8 protein-coding genes are annotated in these 11,306 nt (G+C 61.7%); 6 read left to right on the top strand and 2 right to left on the bottom strand.

The features are described from left to right. Window positions 1-115: 115 nt before the first annotated feature. Both FKG94_RS06780 and FKG94_RS06775 read right to left on the bottom strand, forming a co-directional pair. Window positions 116-1,984, bottom strand: coding sequence for a carboxylesterase/lipase family protein (locus FKG94_RS06780; protein ID WP_142903460.1), 1,869 nt, complete (start codon window positions 1,982-1,984; stop codon window positions 116-118). Between the two features lie 214 nt (window positions 1,985-2,198). After that, window positions 2,199-2,807 (bottom strand): TetR/AcrR family transcriptional regulator, encoded by a 609-nt coding sequence (locus FKG94_RS06775; RefSeq protein WP_142903459.1) that lies wholly within the window; start codon window positions 2,805-2,807, stop codon window positions 2,199-2,201. Between the two features lie 302 nt (window positions 2,808-3,109). On the opposite strand from FKG94_RS06775, the gene FKG94_RS06770 reads away from it, so the two are divergent. From FKG94_RS06770 to FKG94_RS06745, 6 genes are all read left to right on the top strand, one after another. Next, a complete protein-coding gene (locus tag FKG94_RS06770) occupies window positions 3,110-4,021 on the top strand; it encodes an SDR family oxidoreductase (RefSeq protein ID WP_142903458.1) in 912 nt (303 codons plus the stop codon). 3 nt (window positions 4,022-4,024) lie between these two features. Continuing rightward, the gene (locus FKG94_RS06765; RefSeq protein ID WP_142903457.1) at window positions 4,025-5,638 is read left to right on the top strand and encodes an acyl-CoA carboxylase subunit beta; all 1,614 of its coding nucleotides are present in this window, start codon (window positions 4,025-4,027) and stop codon (window positions 5,636-5,638) included. Between the two features lie 55 nt (window positions 5,639-5,693). Continuing rightward, complete coding sequence (locus FKG94_RS06760) at window positions 5,694-6,854, top strand: acyl-CoA dehydrogenase family protein (protein WP_142903456.1); 1,161 nt, start codon at window positions 5,694-5,696, stop codon at window positions 6,852-6,854. A 6-nt stretch (window positions 6,855-6,860) separates the two neighbouring features. Continuing rightward, on the top strand, window positions 6,861-7,667 hold the full coding sequence (locus FKG94_RS06755) for an enoyl-CoA hydratase/isomerase family protein (RefSeq protein ID WP_142903455.1): 807 nt from the start codon (window positions 6,861-6,863) through the stop codon (window positions 7,665-7,667). Window positions 7,668-8,087: 420 nt separating this feature from the next. After that, window positions 8,088-10,073, top strand: a complete 1,986-nt coding sequence (locus tag FKG94_RS06750; protein ID WP_142903454.1) for an acetyl/propionyl/methylcrotonyl-CoA carboxylase subunit alpha — start codon at window positions 8,088-8,090, stop codon at window positions 10,071-10,073. A gap of 35 nt (window positions 10,074-10,108) precedes the next feature. Further along, window positions 10,109-11,281: an acyl-CoA dehydrogenase family protein gene (locus FKG94_RS06745; RefSeq protein WP_142903453.1), complete on the top strand. Its 1,173-nt coding sequence runs from the start codon at window positions 10,109-10,111 to the stop codon at window positions 11,279-11,281. Window positions 11,282-11,306: the final 25 nt, after the last annotated feature.

Raw genomic sequence — 11,306 nt, 5'->3', positions numbered from 1 at the left:
AGGTATTAGCGGGGGCCTTTGGCCCCCGCATTTTTTTCTACCGCAGGGTGCCGGGCAAGATACTGACTGAGGGGCTCGCAATAAAACGCGAAACGCCTCACTACCGTCGGCGGCTTTACAATGTATTGTGTTCCGGTGGGATATCTGCGCAACCTTCCAACCCCAGATTGAGATACTCCTCGGTGTTCCAGTGCGCAGTGCCTTTATAAAGCAACACGTAGTAGTCGCAACGCTCCTCGCGGCTGGCAATGCTGCTGTCCCGCGCCAGTCTTTGCTTGATCGATGCCAGCGTCAGGTCGTCGTTGACGATGCGAATACCGCCGTCGTGGGGTGTATCGAAGACAATGGTGGTGCCGCCGTCGGTGTCATCCCGCCAGGGTTCCCAGTCTGGCAGCTCGTCGTTTCTACCGGTACCCGGTGTGCCGTCGTAGGCGAACGCCGCCCAGTAGGACATCATGGCCTGAGACAGGGCTTCGCGGCTGTCGCGCGTGCCCTCGGTGAAAATGCCGGGTTTGTTGAGCAGTCCCTCGAAACGGTTCATAACAAACGGAATTTCCAGGCCGTGGGCGGCACCGAGCATGGTATTGATGGGCGCGAACACGCTGTTGGCCTCTTCGTCCCAGTCGAATCGGTAGGCAAATACCTGGTGGTTGCCGGAGCGGTACAGTTGGTCCCCCAGGTCGTGCACGCTGCGGGCGCGCCAGGCGTCGCTCAGGTAACTGGCGCGGCGCTGGTAGGCCGGCGCATCCTTGGCGCGCAGCAACAGGCCGAAGCGTCGTTCCACATAGTCGGGGTCGAAGAACATAAACAACTTCATTTCGTCGCGATTGGTACCGGTGATGACCGGCACGGTGTTGTAGCCCCCGGGTGTGGCCAGCACCTCGGGGAAGGGGCGTTGCGGCAGCACACTGCCGTCGCGAATTACGGCGGGTATCTGTAACATGGAACCGACGCTGGTGAGCGGATAGGTTTGCAAAATATCCGCGGCGGTTTTGCCGCGCAGGTAGGCGGCTATATCGGCGTTGGACATCTGCGCCAGACGGTGCCGGGCCGCGATGCGGTCGGGCAGCCCGTGATCGCGCATCAACAGCGCCAGCAACACCTCGCCGCTGCTGCCGGGCTGGCCCGGCAAGGCGGCATCGACGAGGTTTTCCGCCTCGATAACACTTGCCGAACGGGTGCTGCCGCTCTGCACTATAGCGCGGTGGAACAGGCCCCGGGCTTTGGGCGCAACCATCAGCGTGACCACATTGACGCCGCCGGCCGACTCGCCGAAGACGGTGACGTTGTCGGGGTCGCCACCAAAGGCTGAGATATTGTCCCGCACCCACTCGAGGGCGCGCACAATATCCAGCGTGCCGTAATTGCCGGAATTATCCTCCGCCGAGGCACCGGCGTCTTTCAGGGCGCGGTGGCTGAACCACCCCATGGGGCCGAGGCGGTAGTTGATGGACACTGCAATCAACTGGTGTTGGCCTGCCAGGGCCGACAAATCGTAGCTGTCACTGGCGCCGACGCTGTTGCCGCCGCCGTGAATCCACACCATCACCGGCAGGCGACCGGCACCGGCGGGCGTAGTGCCGGGGTCAAACCGCGGCGCCCAGACGTTGAGGTAAAGACAGTCCTCGTCGCCCACCGGTTGGCCGTGCAGGTCCGGATCGATCTCGATGGCCCGGCCCCCCAGTTGCGGGCACAGATTGCCGAAGGCGGTGGCCTGCAGCGGTTGCGGCGGACTCTCCAACGGCCGTGGCGCGCGCCAGCGCAGCGCGCCGGTGGGCGGCTGCGCATAGGGAATGCCCAGCCAGGCGTGGGTATTGTTGCGGTGTTGGAGGCCGGTGACCCTGCCCTGGGCTAGTTGGCGCGCGCTGGCGGGAACGGGATCGGCCGCCAGTGGTTCCAGTTCAGGCAGGGGTTTCGGCAATTGATGCCAGATGAAAAGCCCGCAGACGATAGCGATAAGCAGTAAAACATTCCATAACCGCATGGCCGGTTCTCCTTGTCATTGTAGTGGCCGCTTTACTGACGACTTTTTTAGTACTGCTAGCTGATTATCGCTGAGCTGTTATTTTAGCGTCTAAACCTGTTTGTTTATCCAGCTTTGCTGATGGGGCTGTTGCCGGTTAATGGAATCCTGTGGGCACAACTGCAATTGTAGTCGAAACAACGGTCGTTGAGCATGCCTAAAATTGCGCACGCTGTCACTGGTCCGGGCGGACAATCAGTTTCAGGGCCTGGTGGGCCAACTGTTGCAGCGTCATATCGCCATCGAGGTGAAACCAGGTGTAGGTATTCGACAGGGCACCCACCAGAAAGCGGCGTACCAGAAAGGTGTCCATATCGATAAGGCCGGCGGCGCGCACCTGGTCGAGCACGTCGAGCCAGAGCTGCTCGTAGACGTCCCGCAGCGCCAGCACTTCGGCCTGATTGTCCGGGCCGAGGCTGCGCCACTCGTTGACCAGCAGCGCGAAGCCGTCGCCGTTGAGACCGTGGATGGATTCCAGCTCGCAATGAATCAGGGCCTGCAGGCGGGCCTCGGGGGTGTCTGCCAGTGCCAGGGCGGCGCGCATTTTCGAGGTGGCGATCAGCACTGCTTCGCGCATCACCCCGCAGAGAATGGCTTCTTTATTGGGAAAGTGGTGAAAGATGCTGCCTGAGAGAATGCCCACCTCCCTGGCGATATCACGCACGGTGGTACGATCGAAGCCCTTGGTATTGAACAGCCGCGCCGCACACTGGATCAGTTTGCCCTTGGCGGACTCGGGGTTGGTAATCGAGCCGTCTGCCACCAGCTCTGTAATTACGGTCATAGGTTTTTTGCTCTTTAATATATTTTGTCGCTGGTTTTCTGCAGTTAAGTGTCAGGTTCCGGGTTCGGGTTCCAAGCTAAAGCAAGCTAAAGGTTAAGTCTCCAGATCCCGAATCGCAGGTATTGAACCATCAGGGTGACTCAATTGTAAACCAAGCGCTTGCTTGGTGTTGAGTTTTCACGGTATAGTTTAGCGTATTCAAAGTGCCGCTATCTCAACAACAACGCACAAATCGGCGTCAACCAGAGCAGAGCGCGAACCTGTGCCGCTGACCCTGGAGCGGGATTCGAGGAGTCGTTTTTATGCCTTATCAAAGTGTTTTGCGGGACGGCTTGTTTGCCGGCTGCAATATGCTGGTCACCGGTGGCGGCAGCGGTATCGGCCGCTGTATCGCCCACGAACTCAGCCGCCTGGGCGCCCATGTCGTCTTGATCGGGCGCAGCCAGGACAAACTCGACCGCGTGGCCGGGGAAATCGACGCCGACGGCGGCACCGCCGACACTTTCAGTTGCGATATCCGCGACGAGGAGCGGGTAACCGCAGTGGTGGCGGCGCTGGTGGCCAAGCTCGGCACGGTGCACGGGTTGGTCAACAATGCCGGCGGCCAGTATCCCGCCCCGCTCGAACAGATCAACAAGAAAGGGTTTGAAGCGGTGGTTCGCTCCAACCTGGTGGGCGGCTTTTTGATGGCGCGGGAGTGTTACAACCAGTCGATGAAGCGTACTGGCGGCAGTATCGTCAACATCACCGCTGACAACGCCGGCGGTATGCCCCTGATGGGCCACTCGGGCGCCGCTCGTGCCGGTATGGAGAACTTTACCCAGACTGCCGCTGTGGAGTGGGCCCAGTCCGGTGTGCGGGTCAATGGCGTGGCGCCGGGGTATATCCTGTCCTCCGGCATGGACACCTACGATGCCGATTTTCTCAGAGACCTGCTGCCGGCGTTCGAGCACGCCGTGCCTCTCTACCGCATGGGTGAGGAGGCCGAGGTGAGCGCCATGGTGGCCTTCCTGTTGAGCGATGCGGCCCGCTATATCACCGGCCAGATTATCCGCATCGACGGCGGCTCCTCGCTGAAAACCAACGCGCCCACCTGGCAGGTGCCGGCGGCGCGCAACAACACGCCTTTTAACGGCTTTCACCGCAGTACCCGACCGCAGGTTTATCGATCCGCCACGGCGGATCGCGGCACGCCCGCTGACGATGGGCATTGAGCTATGCCCGCAATAGACTCAGCCATCGATCCCCAGTCCGCCGAGTTCGCCGCCAACGCCGCGGCCATGCAGGCGCATGTGGACGGTTTTCGCCGTCTCGAACAGGCGGTGGTGGAGGCGGCCGAGGCCAAGCGCGCCAGATACACCGGGCGCGGTTTGCTGTTGCCCCGCGAGCGCCTGGCGCGGCTGCTGGACCCCGGCGCGCCCTTCCTGGAGCTGTCGAGCCTGGCCGGCTACAAACTCTACGACGACCGCGACGGTACCGGAGCCGGTGGCGGTTGTATCGCCGGTATCGGCTATGTGGCCGGGGTGCGCTGTCTGGTACGGGTGGATAACTACGCCATCAAGGGCGGCACCATTTCCCCGGTGGGTATGGAAAAAGCGCTGCGCATGCAACAGATGGCGATGGAAAACAAACTGCCGGTGGTGACCCTGGCGCAAAGCGGCGGTGCCAACCTGCTCTACGCCAATGAAACCTTTGCCCCCGGCGGGCGCGGGTTTGCCAACCAGGCGCGGATGTCGGCGGCGGGCATTCCCCAGATTACCGTCGTCCACGGCAGCGCCACCGCGGGCGGCGCCTACCAGCCGGGTTTGTCCGACTATGTGGTGATGGTGCGCGACCAGGCCACCATGTACCTGGCGGGGCCGCCGCTGCTGAAGGCCGCCACCGGCGAGATCGCCACCGAGGCGGAGCTGGGCGGTGCCGAACTGCATACCGGCGTTGCCGGCACCGGTGAATACCTGGCGGAGAACGACGCCGACGGCATTCGTATCGCCCGTGAGATTCTCGCCACCCTGCCCTGGAACCGGCAACTGCCCGCCGCCGCTGCGGTGGTGTACAAGGAGCCGCTTTACCCCGCCGAGGAATTGATCGGCGTGGTGCCGGCAGATGCCAAAAGGCCTTACGACGTGCGGGAAATTCTCGCCCGCATCGGTGACGGTTCACAGTTTCTGGACTTCAAACCCCACTACGACAGCCAGACGGTGTGCGGTCATATCGCCATCGAGGGCAATGCCTGCGGCGTGATTGGCAACAACGGTCCCATCACCGCCAAGGGTGCGGTCAAGGCCGCACAATTTATCCAGTTGTGCGAGCAGGCCAATATCGCCCTTGTGTTTTTGCACAACACCACCGGCTTTATGGTGGGCACCGACGCCGAGCGCAGCGGCATTATCAAACACGGCTCCAAGATGATTCAGGCGGTGGCCAACGCGCAGGTGCCGAAGGTCAGTATTATTGTCGGTGGCTCCTACGGCGCCGGTAACTACGCCATGTGCGGGCGCGGCTTCGACCCGCGTTTTATCTTTGCCTGGCCCAACAGCCGCACTTCGGTGATGGGCGGTGCCCAGGCCGGCAAGGTGCTGCGGATCGTGAGCGAGGCCAAGATGCAGGTGGCGGGACAGGTCGATGAACAGGCCCTTGACGAGTTGGAGCACAACACCGCGGCGATGATGGACGCCGGCAATACCGCAATCGCCTGCACTGCGCGCCTGTGGGACGACGGCCTGATCGACCCCCGCGACACCCGCCGCTTGTTGGGATTTGTGTTGAGTGTCTGTCGCGAGGCGCAACAGCGGCCGTTGCGCGCCAATACGTTTGGCGTGGGTCGGATGTAGCTGTGCGCAGCCAGGCCCGGTCGCTTGAATTGAGATTGATACGGAGAGATTGTCCATGCGATTTACCGAAGAGCACGAGCAACTGCGGCGCACGATAAAAAATTTCGTCGACAGTGAAATCAATCCCCATGTCGACGAGTGGGAGGCGGCAGGTGAGTTCCCGGCGCACCAACTTTTTAAGAAAATGGCCGATCTCGGCCTGCTCGGTATTACCAAACCGGAAGCCTATGGCGGCCTGGGCCTGGACTACAGTTACGAGGTGGTATTCGGGGAGGAGTTGGGCGCGGTCAACTGCGGCGGTATTCCCATGTCTATCGGCGTGCAGACGGATATGGCCACCCCGGCCCTGGCCCGTTTCGGCAGCGATGATCTGTGCCGGGAATTTCTCGCCCCGGCCATCTCCGGTGATATGGTGACCAGTATCGCCGTGTCGGAGCCCGGCGCCGGTTCCGATGTGGCGTCGATAAAAACCCACGCGAAAAAAGACGGCGACGACTATGTTATCAACGGCAGCAAAATGTGGATTACCAACTCGCCGCAAGCCGATTTCCTTTGTGTGTTGGCCAATACCGGTGAGGGTAAACCCCACGAAAACAAATCGCTGATTATCGTGCCGACGAAAACGCCGGGGGTGAATATCGGCGAAAAACTGAAAAAGATCGGCATGCGTTCATCGGATACCGCACCGATCTTCTTTGACGATGTGCGGGTGCCGCAGCGTTTCCGTATCGGTGACGAGGGCGCCGGTTTTCTCTACCAGATGCTGCAGTTTCAAGAGGAGCGCCTGTTTGGCGCCGCCATGTGTTTAAAGGGCATGGAGATCGCCATCGACAGCACTATCGACTACACCCGCGAGCGGGTGGCTTTCGGGCAGCCGCTGCTCGACAACCAGGTGGTCCACTTTCGGATGGCGGAACTGCAGACCGAAGTCGAAGCGTTGCGCTCGCTGGTCTACCGGGCCACCGAGGAGTATATCAACGGCGGCGACGTGACCATGCTGGCCTCCATGGCGAAGCTGAAGTGCGGCCGCCTCGGGCGCGAAGTCACCGACGCCTGCCTGCAATACTGGGGCGGTATGGGGTATATCGAGGACACTATTGTCAACCGTATGTACCGCGACTCGCGCCTGACTTCCATCGGCGGTGGCGCCGACGAAGTGATGCTCGGCATTATTTGTAAACTGATGGGCATTCTGCCGAAAAAACGCAAAGGGTAACCCGCCATGGCGCTACCGGAGTGTAAAACCCTGTTGCTCGAGCGGCGCGACCACGCGCTCTATATCACCCTGAACCGTCCGCAGGCCCGCAACGCCATGAATCGGGCCATGGTGGGCGAACTGACGGCGGTATTGGACGCCGTCGAAGCCGATCTGGACGTGCGTGCGCTAGTGCTGCGCGGCAGCGACGGACACTTTTGTGCCGGCGGTGATATCAAGGATATGGCCACTGCCCACGCCGCGGCCGCTGAGGGTGACAGCGAAGCGTTTTACCGCCTCAACCGCAGTTTCGGCGAGTTGATTACGCGGGTGAACGCTGCGCCGCAGGTGGTGGTGGCGGCACTGCAGGGTGCGGTGATGGGCGGTGGTTTCGGCCTCGCCTGTGTCTCCGATGTAGCGCTCGCCGACCAGAGTGCGCGCTTCGGCTTGCCGGAAACCAGTCTCGGTATCCCCCCCGCGCAGATAGCGCCCTTTGTCGCCAGCCGCATTGGTTTGACCCAGGCGCGGCGCCTGGCGTTGCTGGGGTTGCGGATCGGCGCCGATGAAGCGGCGCGACTGGGCATTGTGCACGAGGCCGTCACCGATGCGGCGGCGTTGAGCGCCGGCATTGATGAGGTTTTAGCGCAACTGAAACGCTGCGCACCGGTGGCCAACCGGGTCACCAAATCGCTGCTGTTGGCGACCCGGACGCGGGAACTGGAGGCGTTGCTGGACGATGCGGCCGCTGAATTTGCCCGCGCCGTTACCGGCCCGGAAGGTGGCGAAGGTACCCGGGCGTTTGTAGAGAAACGCCCGGCGAGTTGGAATCAGTGAAGAGAGTGGACGTCAGTTGGACTTAGGTAGTGGAAGGGCCGGTAAACCGTGCAAATCCCCTTGCTTCGACCGATAACAATTTTCACCCAAAATGGATTTTGGTTTTCTTAACTGGCACGGTCTCGATCCGGGTATGGCCCTTCGGGACACGCCGTGAATACCCGCAAGCGGGCCCGGCCCGAAATCATCGATTTCGGTCGTTGCGCGGGGCGAAGCAGTGCTTCGCTGTTTCCCGCTCCACCCCTGTAGGCTCTGCGCCAGCATCCCTGCTGGCGAAGGTCCCGAAGGGCCATACCCGGATCGAGACCTCAGTGCAACCGACGTAAAAACGTTTTCTGGTCAAAGCACTAGTAGGTACCATTGCCGACAGTGGATGCTTAACGTGAGTGCCATCAGGGTGGGTAACGGAGGTTTTTATCTATGACTTTTAGCACGCTGCTGGTTGCTAACCGCGGGGAAATCGCCGTACGCATCATACGCACAGCAAAACAACAGGGCTACCGCACAGTGGCGGTCTACAGCGAAGCCGACGCTGATGCCCTGCATGTGCGCGCTGCCGATCTGGCGGTGTGTATCGGACCGGCCGCGGTGGGTGAATCCTACCTGAGTATCGACAATATCATCGCCGCCGCCGCTAAAACCGGGGCCGACGCCGTGCATCCGGGTTACGGGTTTTTATCGGAAAACCCCGAGTTTGCCCGCGCCTGTGCAGCGGCCGAATTAGTCTTTATCGGCCCGCCCGCCGCTGCTATCGAATTGATGGGCAGCAAGCGGCGCTCGAAACTGGCGATGCTGGAGGCAGGCGTACCCTGTATTCCCGGCTATAGCGGTGAGGAACAGAGTGACGAGCGCCTGGTCGCGCAGGCCGAGACCATCGGTTACCCGCTGATGATCAAGGCCTCGGCCGGCGGCGGTGGGCGCGGTATGCGCCTGGTGCACAGCGCGGCGGAGATCGCCGCCCAACTGCGCAGCGCCCGCTCCGAAGCCACCAGCGCTTTCGGCAGCGGTGAGCTGATTCTGGAAAAGGCCCTGCTGCGCCCCCGCCATATAGAAATCCAGGTGTTTGCCGACTCCCATGGCAACGTAGTCTACCTCGGGGAGCGTGACTGCTCGATTCAACGCCGGCACCAGAAAGTGGTCGAAGAGGCGCCCTCGCCGTTTGTGGACGGGGCCTTGCGCCGGCATATGGGCGAGGCGGCGGTGCAGGCGGCCCGGGCCTGCGATTACCGCGGCGCCGGCACGGTGGAGTTTTTGGTCGACGCCGATAAAAACTTCTATTTTCTCGAGATGAATACGCGCCTGCAGGTGGAGCATCCGGTCACCGAATTGATTACCGGCACTGACCTGGTGGCCTGGCAACTTGCAGTAGCCCGGGGGGAGACGTTGCCGCTGACCCAGGCACAGATTGCGCTGTGTGGACATGCCGTCGAGGTGCGACTTTACGCCGAGGACCCGCGGCGCAATTTCCTGCCGCAGACCGGTGAGGTGTTGCGCTGGCGCACCGCCGCCGGCGAGCACCGGCGCACCGACCATATGCTGGAAGACGGCTTGACTGTCAGCTCCCACTACGATCCCATGCTGGCAAAAATTATCGCCTGGGGAGAGGACCGTGAACAGGCGTGCCGGCGGTTACAACGGATGCTGGAAGAGACGCAGTTGCTCGGCGTGGAAAACAATCTATATTTTTTGCAACGGCTTATCGCCCACCCGCACTTTCGCCGCGGTGAGGCCACCACCGCGTTTCTGGAGGAGCAGTTCAGCGACGATCCGAGCATACAACCGCGGGTGGCGGCGCCGTGGGAGATTGCTCTGGCGGGCGTGATTTTTCACTGTGCTGCTGCTCGGGTTGGTCGGGGTTCCCGCCGCCAAGATTGGAGCAGCGGCCCGACGCTGACCACCGGTTATATTCTCGGTTGCGGCGCCGCTGAGACGCCCGTCGAGGTGACCGCCGTCGACACCGGTTCACAAAATCGCTACCGCGTGATCGTGGCTGACAGCACCCTTGAGATAACGCTGTTAACGCTGACCGATGGGCAGTGTGTTTACCTCCTCGACGGTGTGCGCCGCGCACTGGGCTGGGTTGCCGGCGGCACTGATATCTGCGTGAATCTGCCTGGGGGTGCCCTGCGCTTTAGCGACCTGACCCAGATGGCGGCCCGGGCCGACGGCGGTGCCGGCAGCGGCGAGGTCACGGCCCTGATGGACGGCGCCGTGGTGGATGTGCTGGTCAAACCCGGTGACCGGGTCAATGCCGGCGACACCCTGCTGGTGTTGGAGGCGATGAAAATGGAACACCCGCTGAAAGCGGATCTGGACGGCGTGGTGGACAGCATTCTGGCGCGCGCCGGCGAACAGGTCAAAGCCCGGCAGTTGCTGGCGACGGTCAACGCCGACGCGGCGGCTTAACCGCATAAACCCAAGCTATGGGAAGGTAGGTATTTATGAGCTTCGATATCGACACGACCCGTCTGGCGACCCCTTTCTACACCGACAGCCATCACCAGTGGCGCAGTCAGTTGCGCCGCTTTGTGGAGCGGGAAATTATGCCCTGTGTCGACCAGTGGGAAGAACAGTGCGATATGCCGGCCTCCCTGTGGCAGAAGGCCGCCGAGGTGGGGCTGTTGCAGATGGGTTACCCGGAGGCCTATGGCGGTGTATCCGAGGGCATCGATGTGTTCCACAACATTGTCGCGGCGGAGGAACTGGCCCGCTGCGGCGCCGGCGGTGTCGGCGCGTCGCTGATGGTGCACAGTATCGGTTTGCCGCCGATAGTGAACTATGGTCCCGAGGCTATGAAACAGGCGGTGATCCCACCGGTATTGCGCGGTGAGAAACATATTTCCCTCGCCATTACCGAGCCTTCCGGCGGTTCCGATGTCGCCAATATTCAAACCAGCGCGCGCCGCGACGGCGATGACTTTATTGTCAATGGCGCCAAGACGTTTATCACCGGCGGTATGCGCGCCGATTACTTTACCACAGCGGTGCGCACCGGCGGTGAGGGGATGGAAGGTGTGTCGCTGCTACTGATTCCGGCGACTGCAACAGGTTTTTCCCGCACCAAACTGGAGAAGAAACAGGGTTGGCTCTGTTCCGACACCGCCACACTGTACTTTGACAATGTGCGGGTGCCGGCGGCGAACCTGATCGGCGAAGAGAACGGCGGTTTTCTGCCCATCGTCCACAACTTCAACCACGAGCGCCTGGCCATGACGGCTATCGCCCTGGAGTCCTCCCGCGTGTGCCTGCAGGAGGCCGTCGACTGGGCGCGCCAGCGCGAGACTTTCGGCCGGCCCCTGTCGCAACGCCAGGTGATCCGCCACAAATTTGCCGAGATGCAGCGCCGCATCAACGCCACCCAGGCCTATATGGATACCTGCGCCTGGCAGGTGACCCGGGGCTGTGCCAGTCCCGCCGCCATTTCGCTGATGAAGGTACAGGCCACCCTGACCATGGAATTCTGCGCCCGCGAGGCGATGCAGGTGATGGGAGGGATCAGTTTTATGCGCGAGTGTCGCACTGAGCGGATTTATCGGGAAGTGCGAGTAAATGCCATTGGTGGGGGCTCCGAGGAGATTATGCGCGATCTGGCGGTGCGGCAGATGGGGATTTAGTTGTTTGGTTGATGCCGGTAGTTAC

The organism is Exilibacterium tricleocarpae (assembly GCF_007004655.1).
Taxonomy (GTDB): Bacteria; Pseudomonadota; Gammaproteobacteria; order Pseudomonadales; family Cellvibrionaceae; genus Exilibacterium; species Exilibacterium tricleocarpae.
This window is presented reverse-complemented; position numbering and strand designations above follow the sequence as displayed.

Excerpts from the sequence above, each read along its gene's own strand:
- FKG94_RS06760 (WP_142903456.1), top strand. The coding sequence starts at position 5,694 with ATGCGATTTACCGAAGAGCACGAGCAACTGCGGCGCACGATAAAAAAT.
- FKG94_RS06780 (WP_142903460.1), bottom strand. The coding sequence starts at position 1,984 with ATGCGGTTATGGAATGTTTTACTGCTTATCGCTATCGTCTGCGGGCTT.
- FKG94_RS06745 (WP_142903453.1), top strand. The coding sequence starts at position 10,109 with ATGAGCTTCGATATCGACACGACCCGTCTGGCGACCCCTTTCTACACC.
- FKG94_RS06750 (WP_142903454.1), top strand. The coding sequence starts at position 8,088 with ATGACTTTTAGCACGCTGCTGGTTGCTAACCGCGGGGAAATCGCCGTA.
- FKG94_RS06775 (WP_142903459.1), bottom strand. The coding sequence starts at position 2,807 with ATGACCGTAATTACAGAGCTGGTGGCAGACGGCTCGATTACCAACCCC.
- FKG94_RS06765 (WP_142903457.1), top strand. The coding sequence starts at position 4,025 with ATGCCCGCAATAGACTCAGCCATCGATCCCCAGTCCGCCGAGTTCGCC.
- FKG94_RS06755 (WP_142903455.1), top strand. The coding sequence starts at position 6,861 with ATGGCGCTACCGGAGTGTAAAACCCTGTTGCTCGAGCGGCGCGACCAC.
- FKG94_RS06770 (WP_142903458.1), top strand. The coding sequence starts at position 3,110 with ATGCCTTATCAAAGTGTTTTGCGGGACGGCTTGTTTGCCGGCTGCAAT.